At 41.9% G+C, this 15,730-nt stretch carries 19 protein-coding genes and 1 pseudogene; 4 read left to right on the top strand and 16 right to left on the bottom strand.

Features of this window, described 5'->3' with window-relative positions; genetic code table 11:
- Nucleotides 1-2: 2 nt before the first annotated feature.
- The 5 genes from CWC29_RS18210 to CWC29_RS18190 form a co-directional block, all read right to left on the bottom strand.
- Nucleotides 3-230 (bottom strand): FeoA family protein, encoded by a 228-nt coding sequence (locus tag CWC29_RS18210; RefSeq protein ID WP_095729668.1) that lies wholly within the window; start codon nucleotides 228-230, stop codon nucleotides 3-5.
- 245 nt (nucleotides 231-475) lie between these two features.
- Nucleotides 476-1,675: an organoarsenical effux MFS transporter ArsJ gene (arsJ, locus tag CWC29_RS18205; RefSeq protein ID WP_138521375.1), complete on the bottom strand. Its 1,200-nt coding sequence runs from the start codon at nucleotides 1,673-1,675 to the stop codon at nucleotides 476-478.
- A 6-nt stretch (nucleotides 1,676-1,681) separates the two neighbouring features.
- The gene (locus tag CWC29_RS18200) at nucleotides 1,682-2,692 is read right to left on the bottom strand and encodes an ArsJ-associated glyceraldehyde-3-phosphate dehydrogenase (RefSeq protein ID WP_138521376.1); all 1,011 of its coding nucleotides are present in this window, start codon (nucleotides 2,690-2,692) and stop codon (nucleotides 1,682-1,684) included.
- Nucleotides 2,693-2,713: 21 nt separating this feature from the next.
- Nucleotides 2,714-3,073 carry a metalloregulator ArsR/SmtB family transcription factor gene (locus CWC29_RS18195; protein WP_128726680.1) on the bottom strand — a complete coding sequence of 120 codons (360 nt, stop codon included), beginning with the start codon at nucleotides 3,071-3,073 and terminating at the stop codon, nucleotides 2,714-2,716.
- 430 nt (nucleotides 3,074-3,503) lie between these two features.
- Nucleotides 3,504-3,875 carry a hypothetical protein gene (locus CWC29_RS18190; RefSeq protein ID WP_128726681.1) on the bottom strand — a complete coding sequence of 124 codons (372 nt, stop codon included), beginning with the start codon at nucleotides 3,873-3,875 and terminating at the stop codon, nucleotides 3,504-3,506.
- Between the two features lie 397 nt (nucleotides 3,876-4,272).
- Between CWC29_RS18190 and CWC29_RS18185 the strand changes: the two genes are divergently transcribed.
- Nucleotides 4,273-5,112, top strand: a complete 840-nt coding sequence (locus tag CWC29_RS18185; protein ID WP_128726682.1) for an EamA family transporter — start codon at nucleotides 4,273-4,275, stop codon at nucleotides 5,110-5,112.
- 7 nt (nucleotides 5,113-5,119) lie between these two features.
- Nucleotides 5,120-6,061: a bile acid:sodium symporter family protein gene (locus CWC29_RS18180; RefSeq protein ID WP_128726683.1), complete on the top strand. Its 942-nt coding sequence runs from the start codon at nucleotides 5,120-5,122 to the stop codon at nucleotides 6,059-6,061.
- A 16-nt stretch (nucleotides 6,062-6,077) separates the two neighbouring features.
- Here the strand turns inward: CWC29_RS18180 and CWC29_RS18175 are convergent, their stop codons facing one another.
- From CWC29_RS18175 to CWC29_RS18150, 6 genes are read right to left on the bottom strand one after another with little or no spacing between them, the layout of a single operon-like run.
- Nucleotides 6,078-6,515: a GNAT family N-acetyltransferase gene (locus CWC29_RS18175; protein ID WP_138521378.1), complete on the bottom strand. Its 438-nt coding sequence runs from the start codon at nucleotides 6,513-6,515 to the stop codon at nucleotides 6,078-6,080.
- Nucleotides 6,512-7,543: a S66 family peptidase gene (locus CWC29_RS18170; RefSeq protein ID WP_235956685.1), complete on the bottom strand. Its 1,032-nt coding sequence runs from the start codon at nucleotides 7,541-7,543 to the stop codon at nucleotides 6,512-6,514. The genes CWC29_RS18175 and CWC29_RS18170 overlap by 4 nt, the downstream gene beginning before the upstream one ends.
- A gap of 19 nt (nucleotides 7,544-7,562) precedes the next feature.
- Nucleotides 7,563-8,933 carry a TrkH family potassium uptake protein gene (locus tag CWC29_RS18165; protein WP_209319181.1) on the bottom strand — a complete coding sequence of 457 codons (1,371 nt, stop codon included), beginning with the start codon at nucleotides 8,931-8,933 and terminating at the stop codon, nucleotides 7,563-7,565.
- A complete protein-coding gene (locus tag CWC29_RS18160) occupies nucleotides 8,933-9,589 on the bottom strand; it encodes a potassium channel family protein (protein WP_128726686.1) in 657 nt (218 codons plus the stop codon). The genes CWC29_RS18165 and CWC29_RS18160 overlap by 1 nt, the downstream gene beginning before the upstream one ends.
- A gap of 20 nt (nucleotides 9,590-9,609) precedes the next feature.
- The gene (locus CWC29_RS18155; RefSeq protein ID WP_138521382.1) at nucleotides 9,610-10,311 is read right to left on the bottom strand and encodes a response regulator; all 702 of its coding nucleotides are present in this window, start codon (nucleotides 10,309-10,311) and stop codon (nucleotides 9,610-9,612) included.
- Nucleotides 10,311-11,345 (bottom strand): sensor histidine kinase, encoded by a 1,035-nt coding sequence (locus tag CWC29_RS18150; protein ID WP_138521384.1) that lies wholly within the window; start codon nucleotides 11,343-11,345, stop codon nucleotides 10,311-10,313. The genes CWC29_RS18155 and CWC29_RS18150 overlap by 1 nt, the downstream gene beginning before the upstream one ends.
- Nucleotides 11,346-11,473: 128 nt before the next feature.
- Here CWC29_RS18150 and CWC29_RS23825 point away from each other — a divergent pair.
- Nucleotides 11,474-11,563, top strand: a pseudogene (locus CWC29_RS23825) (transposase); the annotation flags it as partial.
- Nucleotides 11,564-11,820: 257 nt separating this feature from the next.
- Here the strand turns inward: CWC29_RS23825 and CWC29_RS18140 are convergent.
- From CWC29_RS18140 to CWC29_RS18130, 3 genes are all read right to left on the bottom strand, one after another.
- Nucleotides 11,821-12,102, bottom strand: coding sequence for an Imm58 family immunity protein (locus tag CWC29_RS18140; RefSeq protein ID WP_408004179.1), 282 nt, complete (start codon nucleotides 12,100-12,102; stop codon nucleotides 11,821-11,823).
- 158 nt (nucleotides 12,103-12,260) lie between these two features.
- A complete protein-coding gene (locus CWC29_RS18135; RefSeq protein WP_209319180.1) occupies nucleotides 12,261-12,494 on the bottom strand; it encodes a YciI family protein in 234 nt (77 codons plus the stop codon).
- 219 nt (nucleotides 12,495-12,713) lie between these two features.
- Complete coding sequence (locus CWC29_RS18130) at nucleotides 12,714-13,274, bottom strand: hypothetical protein (RefSeq protein ID WP_138521388.1); 561 nt, start codon at nucleotides 13,272-13,274, stop codon at nucleotides 12,714-12,716.
- Nucleotides 13,275-13,443: 169 nt separating this feature from the next.
- Between CWC29_RS18130 and CWC29_RS18125 the strand changes: the two genes are divergently transcribed.
- Complete coding sequence (locus CWC29_RS18125; protein ID WP_138521390.1) at nucleotides 13,444-14,415, top strand: transposase; 972 nt, start codon at nucleotides 13,444-13,446, stop codon at nucleotides 14,413-14,415.
- Between the two features lie 389 nt (nucleotides 14,416-14,804).
- Here the strand turns inward: CWC29_RS18125 and CWC29_RS18120 are convergent, their stop codons facing one another.
- Complete coding sequence (locus CWC29_RS18120) at nucleotides 14,805-15,092, bottom strand: hypothetical protein (RefSeq protein ID WP_138521392.1); 288 nt, start codon at nucleotides 15,090-15,092, stop codon at nucleotides 14,805-14,807.
- 84 nt (nucleotides 15,093-15,176) lie between these two features.
- A complete protein-coding gene (locus CWC29_RS18115) occupies nucleotides 15,177-15,671 on the bottom strand; it encodes a hypothetical protein (protein ID WP_138521394.1) in 495 nt (164 codons plus the stop codon).
- Nucleotides 15,672-15,730 lie beyond the last annotated feature (59 nt).

The following is a 15,730-nucleotide window of genomic DNA, read 5'->3' as shown; positions in this document are numbered from 1 at the left end:
AACTATAAAACTTCAATTTCAACGAACTGTGCGTCGGCCTTACGCACGCTCACAAAGGTATCGCCAATTTTCACTTGTATCGGGCATCCAAGTGGTGCGACGTTAATGACTTTTATTTGCTCACCGGGAATAATTCCAAGTGCCATTATTCGACTTAATAACGCAGTATCTGGATGGGTAAGAGAAGTGATGGTTGCTGCGCTATTTTTGGAAAGTTTATCTAATGTCATTGATTATGAGAACAATTTGCAATAAAAGTATGGCGCATCATACCCCATCAGCTATTTTCTTTAAACCAGATTGAGATAATAAACTATTATTACACGCCGAATGAAGGTGCCTGCGCACCTCAATATCAGCATAGACATAACCTCAAAATGACATAGAAGCGGCCGAACTTTTAATAAAGCTCAATTAAGGTATGGCCAATGTTACTTTAATAAAGTGGGTAGTACGGCTAAGACTTCATTTATAACTAACTCGGTAATCGTCGAGAAATTATTCCTGCCAACAACAACAGTATGCTTGATACTACCAAACAAGCCGCCAAGCCATACTCCAAAAAGATCCAACCTGATAGTACTGTACCAATTAGTCGCCCAATAGCGTTCGCCATATAATAAAAGCCAACATCAAGTGACACTCCATCACTATCAGCCAAACTTACAATAAGGTAACTATGAAGGGATGAATTGATAGCAAACACAATGCCAAAGAGCAAAAGTCCAACGACTACCGCTAAGCTTGTCCAGAGCTGTGCTTGAAGTGAGATAGCAATCAACAGCGGAATAGCCGCTAAATATAACGCCCATCCACTGACTTTACTTGGTGTTGATGCAAACTTATCACGACTAATAAATCTAGGTGTTGTTGATTGCACGATGCCATAACCGATAACCCAAGTAGCCATAAAACCACCAACCCACCAATGATCCCAACCGAACTGCTGTGATAAAAAGACCGGAAGCGCAACCACAAACCAAACATCCCGCGCGGCAAATAAAAACAATCGCGCAGCAGACAAAATATTAATTGCTCGGCTTTTTGAAAATACATCACTAAATTTGGGTTTACTTTTAGCCTTACCTAAATCGCTTTTTAAGCTGATCAGGCTAAATAGCCAAACTAATAGCAACATGATTGCCATCAACCACATCGCGCCGGTAAATCCAAGTAAGGTAAGCAACAACCCCCCAAGAAAAAATCCGACGCCTTTTAGTGCATTTTTAGAGCCGGTAAGTATTGCAACCCACTTAAATAGCGTGCCTTCTTCACCCGATTTTACAATGGCCTTTATCGCACTTTTGGCACTCATTTTATTAAGATCTTTCGCGATACCAGAAAGCGCCTGCACGGTCATAACGTAAGGTACGCTTAGCCAGTGCGTTGGTACAACTAACATCAATAATGCAGCTATTTGTAAGCCTAAGCCAATATTCATAGTGCGGTTTAAGCCAATACGTGCACCAAGCCAGCCTCCAATTAAATTGGTGACAACACCAAAAATTTCATAAAAGAGAAATAGCATGGCGATTTCAAGCGGGTTATAACCCAATTGATGAAAGTAAAGTACCACCAACATTCTGAGCGCACCATCAGTCAAGGTGAACGCCCAATAGTTACCTGTCACAATAAGGTATTGCTTGATATCTTGAGGTAAGGTGCTCAGCTGCATAATGTTTTATTCGCCTAACGATAAACCAACTTTGCGTACTAATTCCGCGGTACGATTTGCATAACCCCACTCGTTGTCATACCACACGTATAATTTAACCTGAGTACCATTAACCACCATGGTCGACAAAGCATCCACGATGCTAGAGCGCGGATCTGTTTTATAATCGATAGAAACTAAAGGCCGTGATTCATATCCTAAAATTCCTTTAAGCTCAGTAGCAGCAGCTTGCTCCATCCAGTGATTAATCTCTTCTACTGTGGTTGGCCGTTCGACCTCGAACACACAGTCTGTTAAGGATGCATTCGCCAATGGGATACGAACAGCGTGGCCATTTAACTTACCTTTTAATTCTGGAAAAATATGGGTGATTGCAGTCGCTGAACCAGTTGTTGTCGGAATTAAACTCATGCCACAGGCTCTCGCGCGGCGTAAATCCTTATGTGGCGCATCCAAAATGGTTTGCGTATTGGTGATATCATGGATTGTGGTCATTGAGCCATGCTTAATACCTATTTTGTCTTGTAGTACTTTAACAACAGGTGCTAAACAGTTTGTAGTACAAGATGCTGCAGTCACTATTTCATGTGGCTGTTCATCATAAATATGCTCATTCACACCCATCACTATATTTAGCACGCCGTCTTCTTTGACTGGTGCAGTAACGACAACCCTTTTAACACCCTGATCTAAATATTGTTGTAGTAGAGCTTTGGTTTTCATTTTACCAGAGGCTTCTATAACTACATCGCATTGTGACCAGTCAGTATCAGCAATGTCTTTATTTTGGGTTACCGATAACTGATGACCAGCTATTATGATATGGTCATCTTGATGAGAAACTGCGTGTGCCCACTTGCCATGCACCGAGTCAAACTCCAATAAATGGGCAAGTGTCTCGGCGTTGCCCGCAGGATCGTTAATTTGTACAAACTCGATTTCAGGCCAGTCAAAGCTCGCGCGAAGCGCCAAACGTCCCATTCTACCAAATCCATTGATCCCTACTTTAATCGTCATAAACCCTCCAATATCAAATTATTAGTTACAGCAAGCCACCATACGTGTTGGGCGCTCACCCATCATGTTGAGTCTTCCCAACTCTACCTCAATGTATTCTGGTTGATTAACCACGGTTGCTTCTATCACCGCTTTCATCCATGGCTGCAGCCTTGGGTTTATGGAATAAAATACCCATTGCTTTTGCTTACGATCACACACGATCTCTGCTTTCTTAAGCTGAGCCAAATGTCGTGAAACTTTGGGTTGGCTATCTTGTTCAAGCGCGACCATTAGCTCGCAAACACATAACTCACCTTCTAGCATTAGCATGGCAAGCGTTTTTAAGCGGATCTCATCTGCTAAAGATTTATAAAATTGAAGAGGTGAAAGCTGCATCATCCAAACATAATAAGTTTATTATATAACAGTATTGTTATGCAATTATTGCGTTGTGTCAAACCAATCTTCCTTCATTTTCGATTAGAGAAACCAACACTTTCTATTTAACTTGAGTTCAGGATAAGTAAAGATCTAACTCATTGCTTTAACATCACTTTAAGTAATTTTCTCATCTAACCAAAGAGTTGCGGGGCAACATCGCTTCCACGTGCTGCTCTGGCTAAGGTACCTACCTCCATTCGGCAAGGCGATTTACGCACCAATAGCTGGCTGCTAAAAGCGATGAAAGGAGCTTTTCCTGAGGCTGGGAAAATAGAGAAATTACTGAAGCATTAACTGCTTGCTCTCTGGTTAAGGTGGGAAGATGAAGTATAGGAGCAAAGATTAAACGCTTGCAGCGAGAGAAGGTCTCTCGCTGCATGACGGTTAATTAATGACCTGTCTCATAATCAATATGAGCAGAGTTTGTTGTCTCGTAAGTACCGTCAGTGTATAGAATAGTTGCCGTAGCATTATATTGGCGATAAGCGCGAATAGTCATATAACATGTTGTGCCGCCAGAACAGCTCGCATCACCGTTCCAAATCACTTTACTGATCGGTTTTGATGCGTTAGCAATGTAAAATTTACCGCTAGTCGAGTTACCAAAAGAAAAGTCTAGTCCAGAGCAGTGATTACTTCCATTTCCCCATACGTTTCCGCCTGATTTAACATTCAAAGAGCATCGTAAATCAGCTGCCTGAGAATCAAGTGACAATGTACCGAGTAAAACTAGTGCTGAAGCTATTAATGTTGTTTTCATTATTATTTCCTTTAATCTATTTGTAATAACAACCAAGACACCTTGGTTAAAAATAAACTACACAATAAAAATAAAAATTTCAATTTTTTAACCAAGGCAAACTAAAAATTTACAAAGAAAATAAAAAATAGCAATTAGATCAGGTTCATTGCTTGATTTAAGCAAGGCATAGGCTACATAAGAAATTATCGGCTTAAGAAAAAAGGCCGCAGCGGCGGCCAAACACATCATGGGTAAAACAATGTAGGGATGTACTGTGAATACACGACCATTGTATGTGACTTATTATAAATTAAAATCACATTATAAAGATCAATATCATCGCTTTTTTCGAACACTCAATTTTCTACGACACTCGTGATACAATTGCTGGATTAAAAATTACAACTAATTAACTATGCCATTACTTTGGGTTGTTACTTTACTTTGGGCGTTCTCGTTTTCGTTGATTGGTGTCTATCTGGCAGGTCAGGTCGATGCTTGGTTTAGCGCTTTGTCCAGAACCTTACTTGCAGCGATTGTGTTTATTCCATTTTTGAAATTGAGTTCAGTGAATAAAGAGTTGATAATCAAGCTGATGGCAATAGGTGCAGTACAGATTGGTCTGATGTATGGCTTTTACTATCATTCCTTTTTATACCTAAGCGTACCTGAAGTGTTGCTATTCACTGTGATGACACCCATCTATATTACTGCACTCAATGACTTACTAAACCGCTCGTTCAACGCCACTTTCTTGCTGTCTGCACTCATTGCTATTGTTGGTGCAATCACCATTAGATTTACTGAGCTTACTAGCGACTACCTTTTTGGCTTGCTATTAGTTCAAGGTGCAAATCTTTGCTTTGCAATCGGCCAAGTAAGTTACAAACGCTTAAGTAACCATTACCAGCTGGTACACCATCAAAGCTTCGGTTTTTTCTTTATTGGCGCCTCTTTAGTGCTCACCATTGGATTTATGCTATTCGGCAATCCTCAGCAACTCCCAAGTGATAATCTACAATGGGGAATACTGATTTATTTAGGCTTGATTGCTTCAGGCGTAGGGTATTACGTCTGGAACTTAGGACTGACCCGCGTCTCGGTGGGTGAACTCGCAGTAATGAACAATGTGCTGATCCCAGCTGGGATTATTGTCAATTTGCTGATTTGGAACCGAGAAGCAGACCTAGTTCGCCTGGGTATTGGCAGTGCCATTATTTTTGCGGCGCTTATCTATAGTAAAAAAGAGAGCTAAGCAGGCTATGACAAAAATCGTACAACTATTCCCTCTTTGGGCCATTATTTGCTCAGTAATAGCGTATCTTTTCCCAACTCTATTTAGCGCATTTAAAAGCGGCATTATTCCGTTATTAATGTTGATCATGCTGACAATGGGTTTAACCCTCACTACAAAAGACTTTTTACGCGTACTCGACAACAAAAAAGCCATTTTCGTCAGCGTGCTGCTTCAATTTACAGTGATGCCAAGTGTTGCCTACTTGATTGCCACCACAATGAGCCTAGAAACTGACTTATTAATTGGTATGATTTTAGTGGGCACGGTTGCTGGCGGCACAGCTAGTAACGTTTTGTGTTATCTCGCCAAAGGAGATGTTGCGTTATCGATTTCTATGACCGCGATTAGTACTTTACTCGGCGTGTTCTTAACACCACTAATTACCACATTGATGATTGGCCAAGTGGTTGATATTCAGTTTTCTGATATGTTGATCAGCCTGCTAAAAATTGTACTACTTCCGGTGACTGTGGGCGTTGCTTTCAATACCTTGTTTGCCAAACCACTAACGCACTCTGTTATCAAAACAACTCCGATACTGCCTTTACTTTCAATGCTTTCAATCGTTTTTATCATTGCGGTGATCGTTGCTCTTAATCAACCTAAACTTCAAAGCATTGGGCTCGTTATGCTGGTTGCCGTGATCCTGCACAATACTACAGGGCTACTTTTGGGTTATTTCATTCCAAAACAGCTCGGTTTTGACGAGAAGGTATGTCGCACCATGGCCTTTGAGGTGGGTATGCAAAACTCGGGGCTTGCTGTTGCGCTTGCTATGAAGTTCTTTACTCCTGCAGCGGCCGTAGCAGGCACCCTATTTTCTATTTGGCATAATGTAAGCGGCTCGATATTAGCAGGAATATGGCGAAGAAGCGCCACCAGCTCATCTGATAACAATAAAGCCTAATATCAAAGGTTAGGCTTTATTGTAATTGCTTATAAAAGTGAATTTTGCAATCCGATGAGCCGTTGATTTGTTCACATTTTACAATCTGGTAATCGCGGCTTATTAGCATCAATAGCATGTTTTTGAATAGGTTTCTCGACTTTACTCTAATGGCGCTATAGCCTTGCGCTTTGCACCAAGTTTCTTGCATCACCAACAGCTGCTTGGCAATACCTTTGCCGCGATATTCGGGGATGACCGCGCCTAACCAGCTATAAAACTCGTTATTTGGTAATTCGTGACCTAGCTTATACCCTACAGGCTTGCCTTGAGCGTACGCCACCAGCAACAAGTGCTGTTTATCTCGCAGTTTATCTACGACTTCCTCACGCTCTCTTGGCGTAGCAAATTCAGGAATTTGGATTTCTATTGCGAGGAGGTCATCTATCGAGCCGACTTTATATTCTAGATTCATATTAATGTCTGTGTAATTGAAAAGGTATCGCCAACTGTCACTTCGGCATAAGCGCCGTTAATCAGCGTTAAATTCGGCGCTTGATGGCCAATATCTACATCGTATAGCACTGGGAAATCAAAACCAGTAAAGACGTTTTGCAATGCATCTAGGTGCGTCCAGTCGCTATCTTTTGCTAGTGGCTCTGGATTTCGACCAATCAAAACTCCAGCGACTTTCGAAAACCAACCTCGTAATTTAATACTTTGCAGCGCACGATAGTATGCCGCTGGCGGCATTTCGCCATTTTCAAAATATAAGATAATCGACTCATCAGGATGCGTCTGTGAAAAAGCGTCCAGATCAAAATATTCCGTACCAGCCAATAACATGTGAATATCCAAACAGCCGCCTAATAATCGACCAGCAAACTGCTGCCGATGATTTCCATTGGCCAAAATACGCCATTGAGTGGTCGCGGACAAGTTAAATCCAGCATCGGGAAAATCAACAAAATTGAGTGGCTCAGCTTCAAAATGTGTCGAGGGAAACTGCGTAAAAGAGTCATTAGGCGCACGCCTCAAATGGTTAAAAAGTCCAACCGTTAACGCGTCTTGTTGATGGACATTTAATTGCATAAGGTTAGTTGCATGCACACTTGCCCAGCCTAGTTTGCAAGTCACTGCGCTCAGCAAAGTGCTGACATCAGAGAAACCAATGAGCCATTTTGGCGGAGCATGCGCCAACTTTTCCCAATCAAGTAATGTCAGTAAATCCATTGCAATTGCACCGCCCCATGGCGGCATAATCGCGTCTATTGTGTCATCGAGTAAATATCCCATAAGCTCATTAGCACGGGTTTTGACATCTGCGCTAACGTAGTTGTGGTTATCTCGCAGGCATTCACCAACCACGAGTTCAAAACCTTGTTGCGCGAGATAATCCAAAGCGTTGTCTAATCTCGCGTGCATAGCAGCAGGTACGCCCGCTGAGAATGCCGTGATCGCAATTTTACTGCCCGCTTTCAACGGTTTGGGATACTTCATCATGATTTCCGTTATTTTTTGCTTATCCTACCTGAATTTCCGCTTTTGCATACTTTAAATTCTCTCGTTTCGGGCGAGCGATTAAGTATAAAAAGGTTAACGGCCCCAAGCGCCCAATCAGCATTAAAAAGATGATTACCGCTTCACCGGGTTCGGACAATGAGCCGGTGATCCCTCGAGACAAGCCAACCGTGCCTAACGCCGACACCGCTTCAAACGTGATATCCGTTAAATTTGCCTGCTCGGTGATCGTCAAAATAAGGGTTGCGAGCATCACAGTAAAAAAGTACACCACGGTGAGGCTAAGCGCCTTAAATACCGTTTCAGGCGAAATTTGTCTGTGTCCGATAGCAACTTGTCCCCGGCGTCTAAGATAAGCGTAAGTTGCCATTAATAGCACCACAACCGTGGTTATTTTAAGACCACTGGCCGTACTCATAGAGCCGCCGCCTATTATCATTAACCAAATGGTCAGCACGGTACTTTCATCATTTACCAACGCAAAGTCAACACTATTAAAGCCCGCTGTACGTGGCGTCACGGCTTGCATCCATGCAGTGATCACTTGCTCAGACAATGGTAAATTTCCAAGGGTCTCTGGGTTATTTGCTTCAAAAAGCCAAAATAAGCTAAATGCCAGCACATTTAACACCGCAGTTGCTATCAACACTAACTTAGTGGCAGATCCAAACCGGCTCCAACGGCGTCTTTTCACTATATCCATCAGCACCACAAATCCAAGTCCGCCAATCACAAATAACCCCGATATCACAAGATTAACGACCCAATCACCACGAAAACTGGTTAGGCTGTCATCATGCAGTGCAAATCCCGCATTGTTAAAAGCCGAAATGGTGTAGAAGAAGCTTTGCATTATCGCATCACCCAGCGGTAGCGTTTGATACCAATGAGCAAGTAAAATGGTAAACCCAATCGATTCGATGATCAGTGCATAAACTAACACGCATTTGGCTGTATCAACCAACTGGTCAAACCGATCAACGCCAAAACTTTCTTTTGCGATCAGTTGTTTACTAATGTCCATTTGCTGCCCCATCCCCCGCAGCACTACAACCGTAATGGTCATAAAACCAAGTCCACCGATTTGAATAAGACAGGCAATTACGAGATGACCAAAGGTAGTAAAATCATTTGGCGTACTCAATACGGCAAGCCCTGTTACCGTTACCGCGGAAGTTGCAGTAAATAGCGCTTGCATCACTTTGATGTCTTGGGTGTGTGCTATCGGTAGTAGCAGCAACATAGTACCTAAAGCTATCAGCCCACAAAACCCTATAAACAGAACTGCAGGGGGACTTAGCCTCAGCGGCTTTTTGCGGGCTTTGAGCTTACTATTTGAATAGGGGAAATAATGGGGGCTCCATGTTTTCATTACGCCTCCAGTTTTAGCGCGATAGAATTTAACGCTTTTAACTGACCGTTGAGGATCACTTTATCATCTTCGTTGATCAAAAATGTCTCTGCCGGATTGGTATAACACGTTTTACCGCGCTGCACTAACACAGCCTTGATTTCGCCTTTTGCACGCTTTAATAGGGTTGCCAAAGACTGCCCGCAGCTTAATTTATTCACGATGACTTCCACCATATAAAAGCCATGTCCCAACTGCATATATTGATTGACCATAGGGTAATTCAGTGCTTGTGCAACCTTGATCCCCATTTCTTCTTCAGGGTGGATCACACGTGTTACGCCTAAACGAGATAAAATTGTATGATGCGCTTCTGAGCTGGCCTTAACCCAAATTTGCTCAACGCCTAAGTTCTTTAACGAAAGCACACATAAAATGCTAGCTTCTAGGTTTTCACCAATGGCGACCAGTACCGCTTTGCTTCTCGTAATATCTAGCTGGCGTAATGCCGTTTCATCGGTCGCATCCAAAGAGGTGGCATAATCAATATGCTCAACAACTTGGTTCACCACACGTTCGCGACTATCTACCCCTATCACTTTATTACCAAGTCGTTTTAATTCCAAACAAGCCGCAAAACCAAATCGACCTAAACCAATAACTACAAATTGTGCCATAACAACCTCTATATACTTCGTTACGAGAAATGCTTATTGAGTGGTAAAAGTAAAAACCGATAACCAACCCCAGGCTCAGTTTCTATGATTTTTGGTGTAGCAGCATCGTCACTGAGTTTCTTACGTAACTGGCTGACCACAATCCGTAAATAATGACTATCTTCGACATGGCTTTCGCCCCAAATTTGCTTTAATAAGGTTTGCTGACTGACTAACTCTTGTGCTCTTTGTGCAAGCATACTAAGTAGTGCAAATTCCTTTTTCGACAGTGCTAATGGTGCGTTATCCATAATGACTTGATGCTTTTGTAAATCTATCATCAACTTGCCGTAGTCAATGGCAAGCAAGCGTTTGTTCGGTACTAAATCTCGTAATAGCACTTTGACGCGTACCAACAGCTCTTTGATGCTAAAAGGCTTCGTCAGGTAGTCGTTTGCGCCGCCCTCCAGCAGTTTAATCTTCTCGGCCTCTTGATCTCGTGCAGTTAAGATCAATACAGGTAGCTTGCTGGTTTCTCGGATCTTCTTCAAAATGCTATACCCATCAAAATCAGGTAGCCCAAGATCTAAGATCACCAAGTCTGGCAGCTCACCTTTTAGCACCAACATGGCTTCCTTCCCGGTGCTGGCTTCCACATAATTAAGCCCTTCAGCTTTTAATGCTAAGCGGATAAAACGACGGATCTCTTCTTCATCGTCAATCAATAGAATGGTGTGGGTCATCAATGCGCCTCCTCTTTTGGCAAACTAACTTCCATTGTGCAGCCTTGCGTCGTCGGCAAAATGCGAATATCACCGCCGTGCGCACGAATAATACCTCTCGCCACACTCAGCCCTAAGCCACTGCCACCGTCTTTACTGACGCTTTGTCGAAACGAGCTAAAGGCGCTAAAGACTTCTTTTTGTCGAGCGACGGGGATCCCGGGACCATTATCCTGAATAAATATCAACAACGCTTGCTGCGTTTCTCCAAAGGAAATCTCAACCCGCTCTCCATCGGGACTAAAAGTGACTGCGTTTTCGATTAAGTTAAACAGAGCTTGCTCAATGAGTGCAGCTTGTATCGTGAGAATTGGACTCACATTCTGAGGCATTCTCGAGACGCATGGCGCACCTAGCCGCAAAATGACGTTATCGATCAATACATCAATTGATGTTGGTTGCTTAAAAAGCGAAAGCTCATCTCCCTGATGCTGTAACTTGGTGGCTTGCAAGATATTTTCGATATAGCGAAACAAACGGTGGCTTTCAGAGCGTGCCGATCCCAACAACTCGTTTTGCTCATCTTGGTCTAACTTATCGCGGTAGGTTTCTAGCGTTTCGAGCGCGCCCATCACCGCCGCAAGTGGAGTACGTAAATCATGAGAGACTGACAACAAAATATTCGATCTTACGTTTGCGACTAAAAGTAGCTGCTTTTGCTCTTTGATATAACTCGATAAATAGCTAGTAGCTAATGCCACAGCGATAAATACCACTAAATTGACCACATCTTCGGTATTGTTCATATGAAGCGTGTATCTGGGTTCTGTGATGAAAAAGTTGAACACTAGACTGCTAGCAATCGCCACTCCCAGTGCCATCCAACGTTTTGCGATGAGAGAAACAACGACAACCCCCAACTGCAATACCAACAGTACACTGATCGCCGAATGTAACAGCGAGTCTAAGATAACAGCAAAAGCACTGGTTAATAGCAAAACCAGTAAACTAACGAGATACTCGTTCTTGGCAATAAACCCATTCTCAGAAAACATAGTGACTCCAACTTGCGCTATGTCTTTATTCTATCCTTGTCGAAATTTCGTTGCCGTATAATTTGCGTAAAATTTACTTAGCTTGAGGTTATTTAGCACAAGAGCCTGTTTATCTCTCAAGTTGGTTTTTGCATGTTGATGATAAAAAGGCTAAGTGCGTATCTGATAAAGCCATTGTGATACGCTGGCACAAGCTGTTTAAAAGCAACTGGATAACTTAGAAGTTCATTGAGGAATGGCCGAGAGCGAGTACTGACCACTTATTGTAAAACACTCAAAAAACGACGGCGCACAAACCTAGCAAATTGTGAACGTTTGCTGGCTGGACCAAATAAAGGCTTTAGCAATAACGCCTCAAGCTGCGCTAGCCGTAGCCTCCCCTATGCCGTGCGCGATAAGCTGATTTTGACGTCGAGAAATACGTAAACGCCAGCCAGGCTTAGCACGTCCCACCTATAATTGATTCATTATGTGTTTACTTCCCCACTGCAACCAATTTATCTTGTTCGAATTTAAACGCGATATTTTCAAAGGTCACAACATCACCTTCATCAACAAGAAATGCTTCAGGCTTGGCTTGCCTTAATAGAAATAAAACATCTTTTTTGCTTTTACCTTCAATTCCTTTGACAATTAAGTTACCCATATCGGCAATTAACTGGTCTTGATGATGCAAATTCATAGACTGATATTTTTCGGTAAGAGCTTGGTCGGCAAAAACAAAAAACCAATATGTGTTGCTACCTATCAAGAACAAAATTGAAACGATAAAAGCGAACTTCCAAGTTTTCAGGTGACTCTCCTAAACATCGGCAGTCGCGGCAAGAGGCGCTATTTTTGCGAAAGCAAAAAAGTGACAATTGCCGGAGATCCGCTACCTGCCCGTATTATGTGCATATTACTTTAAACTATCGACTAATCGATTAAAAATAACAGACGATCATCAGCTTTAGATGGAGTTAACTCGATAATTTCTGGTTTAACCACATTTTCAATTACAAAAGGATCTTCAGCGACAATTTCTTCAATTTCCTCTTTGGACACTTTTACCGCAACAATACCACCGCCTGCATTTGGTTGCAGACTGCCGGATAACAAAAATATACCCTTATCAAATCCCGCTTGAAGCCATTCTTTATGGCCTTCCATAAAATCTCTCGCTTAAGACTTATTGTCTGAAAATTTTAATTGGATGATAAACACTTTTTACTTCTTTAATGTATTACTTAAATTCATTTTAAAATAACTGAGCTATCTAAAGAATATAATGCCATGATAAAATCAGTAAAATAGCAGAATAAGCTGAGCAAATAATGAGCGCAAGCCAGCCTTTTGTGTCCGTCCTTTTAAGCGCGTTGTTATGTGAATTTACAGTGATCGCGCCCTTTGCCAGAAATTATTAGTGTCTAAGTTCTTGTTCCAAAGCTCAAACTTAGCACGGTGACTTTCCCATGGTTCATCTAAGACTTCACGTGTATCAGTGAGAGAGTAAGCCATACCTTCCATAAACCATTGCGGAGTATCTAGCCATACCTCAAAGTCACCGAGTTTTTCATGCTGTAAATGATGAACAAATTCATGAGAAAGAAAAGTCGAGTTCCAACCTCTAGGACCTACGACTATACCAATTGTACTAATTGTTATAGCTCTCATTTCCTCAAGACCGAATGAGTTAAAGCAGGCAGAGGTAGAGCAAAAAATTACTCTAGGGCTTTTCTCGAATGAAGCCACCTTTTTTTCTGTGAAAAAATATGCTGATGAATACAGCTTTGATGCTTCATCAAGTTTAGAAGAGTCATCAATACAGATGGTAGCACTAACACAGTCCAAACCGTTAAGCTCAGGAGCCAATATTCGGATAGGTTTGTATCCGTACCAAAAAAATAATGGGCTTAGGAGCACAGCAACGAGTAGCAATTTCTTCTTCATATTTATCCATCTACATAACGTCTCGCATAACCGATTAATACTGGTGAGGCATAATAAATCGCTGACACCCACCACCGCTTAAATCGCTGACACCCACCACTAATTTGCACCTTCCAAAGATACTGCCTAAACTTTGAATCTACACTCAAAGGATTGAGGAAACCAAACTATGGCTACTGCCCGTAAAAAGCAAATCAGTTTAACCGACACCAGATACTACCACTGTATCTCCCGCTGCGTAAGGCGCGCGTTTCTGTGCGGTGAAGATAAATTTTCTGGAAAATCATACGAGCACCGCCGGGATTGGGTTGAAGAAAAGCTCCTGATGCTGGGCTCCGTGTTTTGTATTGATGTCTGTGCTTATGCCGTGATGAGTAATCACACCCACATTGTTTTATATGTTGATGATAAAAAGGCTAAGCGTCTGTCGGATAAAGCGATTGTGATACGATGGCACAAGTTATTTAAAGGCAATTGGATAAGCCAAAAGTTTACTGAAGGTGAACCACTCAGCGAATCGGAACCATTGATATTCGACGAGCTGGTTGATGGATATAGAGAAAGACTCGCAGATATTAGCTGGTTTATGCGAGTGCTTAACGAAGACATCGCCCGCCGAGCAAATAAAGAAGATAATTGTACAGGCCGGTTTTGGGAAGGACGATTCAAATCCCAAGCATTACTAGACGAGGCTGCATTGACTGCTTGTCTCGCTTACGTAGACCTAAACCCAATTAGAGCCAACATTGCCGCAACGCCTGAAACCTCAGACTACACCAGCATCAAAAAGCGCGTTGACCACGCAAAGCTGGGCAAACAACCAAAAAGCCTATTACGCTTCGCTGGCAGCCCACGAAAACACATGCCCAAAGGCCTGCCTTTTGAGCTCAAATCCTATATTGAATTGGTTGAGCTAACAGGCCAATGTATTCGCGCCGACAAGCGAGGCTATATCTTTGAGTCTCAGCCTATTCTCACTCGACTCAATATAGAGCCTGAGAATTGGATAAAACTCACTACGCAATTTTCTCGGGTATTCCACGGTGCAGTTGGAAGAGAGCGAACAATAACCGCCTACTGTGAAACACTGCAAAAACGACGACGTACAAACCTAACAAACTGCGAGCGCTTGTTGGCTTAGCAAAACTCACACTCTCAACGCTAGAATTTCTTACTGTTGTATTTACAGCGCTTTGTCGTGTGCGATAACCCTGTTTTAATATAGAGATACGCTTAAGTGCTAAGAAATAACTTATCGAAAAACGTTATTGACCAAAATGATTGGAGTGTTTACATACTTTTTTATTTCACTCCCCCAGCTTGAATATCAATAGTGGTGGGTGTCACTGTTTTTTTTGCTGGCTAGACCAAATAAAGGCTTTAGCAATAATGCCTCAAGCTGCGCTAACCGTAGCCTCCCCATGCCGTGCGCGATAAGCTGATTTTGACGTCGAGAAATACGTAAACGCCAAAAACTCGCTTATTTTAGAAACACTTTTGATATGAGTGATGAACACTTGTTTGTAATTCTCAGTCGAAACTGCCGTAACTATGGTGAATAGATAACAGTGGGTGTCTGTATTGTTTCCATAAGTAAAGCTCCCACTGCTCGGGGGGGATTGACTTGAACGCATCTTCGCTCATTAAACGTTCAAAAACAGCCTTATCCCACTTAGCTATTTCTGGCATGTTTTGCTCAATAAAAGGGATGAAAGTCTCACTAGGCTTAGCCTGATTGGCAGTATTAATTACCGCTATTCCAATAAAAAATAAGAATATACTTAGCAACCCGAAACCGATGTACTTAAAAAATTTCACTGATACCTCTGAGTACTTATAACGCCGTTGTAACCGGCAAATAATAGTTGGCTAAAATTTGTGAGGCACGAACAAAGCCAACTGTTATTTGTCCACGTTTACAACTTTGTTATGTTTTTTATTAAAGACTTGCATGTTTAGTTCTGCCCACTGACCTAGATTGTAAGCTTGTAATTTAATTTCAAAGTTACTTTCTTTAATACGTTGAACAAACTGACTTTTACTCTCTTCGCTAAAGTCATCAACTAATCGATACAATAAACCCGAAAGCTCATGGTTGCCAGAGCCTTCAAGGTTTAATAATTCGTATGCTCTTTTAACCGAATCTAAAAGTGAAATTTTATTTGATATAGATTCTTCAGCTATTTTGGATAACCAAAACTCTTCAGGAAAATCAAAAGTGTCGTAATTTTCTAATAACACAGCCATACCATCTGATACGCATGTGCTTTCATGCATTACTGTCTGAAAAACAGTTGATTCATTATAGTGGTTGCCAACCCAATTAATGAAATCCTTAAAAGGTATTTCACCTTTCATTGCTAGGTAGGAAACTAATGCAACTTCTTTTTGAATCATGCACTACTCTCAATAAAAACATAGACATAATGACTCCCACACGGTGCTAGCCTCCGCAT

Source organism: Pseudoalteromonas galatheae (genome assembly GCF_005886105.2).
In the GTDB taxonomy this organism is placed as follows: Bacteria; Pseudomonadota; Gammaproteobacteria; order Enterobacterales; family Alteromonadaceae; genus Pseudoalteromonas; species Pseudoalteromonas galatheae.
This window is presented reverse-complemented; position numbering and strand designations above follow the sequence as displayed.

Bases quoted from the DNA above. Each gene is read 5' to 3' on its own strand.
- CWC29_RS18130 (WP_138521388.1), bottom strand. From the start codon at position 13,274: ATGAAGAAGAAATTGCTACTCGTTGCTGTGCTCCTAAGCCCATTATTT.
- CWC29_RS18135 (WP_209319180.1), bottom strand. From the start codon at position 12,494: ATGGAAGGCCATAAAGAATGGCTTCAAGCGGGATTTGATAAGGGTATA.
- CWC29_RS18195 (WP_128726680.1), bottom strand. From the start codon at position 3,073: ATGATGCAGCTTTCACCTCTTCAATTTTATAAATCTTTAGCAGATGAG.
- CWC29_RS18125 (WP_138521390.1), top strand. From the start codon at position 13,444: ATGGCTACTGCCCGTAAAAAGCAAATCAGTTTAACCGACACCAGATAC.
- CWC29_RS18190 (WP_128726681.1), bottom strand. From the start codon at position 3,875: ATGAAAACAACATTAATAGCTTCAGCACTAGTTTTACTCGGTACATTG.
- CWC29_RS18170 (WP_235956685.1), bottom strand. From the start codon at position 7,543: ATGATGAAGTATCCCAAACCGTTGAAAGCGGGCAGTAAAATTGCGATC.
- CWC29_RS18165 (WP_209319181.1), bottom strand. From the start codon at position 8,933: ATGAAAACATGGAGCCCCCATTATTTCCCCTATTCAAATAGTAAGCTC.
- CWC29_RS18155 (WP_138521382.1), bottom strand. From the start codon at position 10,311: ATGACCCACACCATTCTATTGATTGACGATGAAGAAGAGATCCGTCGT.
- CWC29_RS18115 (WP_138521394.1), bottom strand. From the start codon at position 15,671: ATGATTCAAAAAGAAGTTGCATTAGTTTCCTACCTAGCAATGAAAGGT.
- CWC29_RS18200 (WP_138521376.1), bottom strand. From the start codon at position 2,692: ATGACGATTAAAGTAGGGATCAATGGATTTGGTAGAATGGGACGTTTG.
- arsJ (WP_138521375.1), bottom strand. From the start codon at position 1,675: ATGCAGCTGAGCACCTTACCTCAAGATATCAAGCAATACCTTATTGTG.
- CWC29_RS18150 (WP_138521384.1), bottom strand. From the start codon at position 11,345: ATGTTTTCTGAGAATGGGTTTATTGCCAAGAACGAGTATCTCGTTAGT.
- CWC29_RS18185 (WP_128726682.1), top strand. From the start codon at position 4,273: ATGCCATTACTTTGGGTTGTTACTTTACTTTGGGCGTTCTCGTTTTCG.
- CWC29_RS18160 (WP_128726686.1), bottom strand. From the start codon at position 9,589: ATGGCACAATTTGTAGTTATTGGTTTAGGTCGATTTGGTTTTGCGGCT.
- CWC29_RS18175 (WP_138521378.1), bottom strand. From the start codon at position 6,515: ATGAATCTAGAATATAAAGTCGGCTCGATAGATGACCTCCTCGCAATA.
- CWC29_RS18210 (WP_095729668.1), bottom strand. From the start codon at position 230: ATGACATTAGATAAACTTTCCAAAAATAGCGCAGCAACCATCACTTCT.
- CWC29_RS18180 (WP_128726683.1), top strand. From the start codon at position 5,120: ATGACAAAAATCGTACAACTATTCCCTCTTTGGGCCATTATTTGCTCA.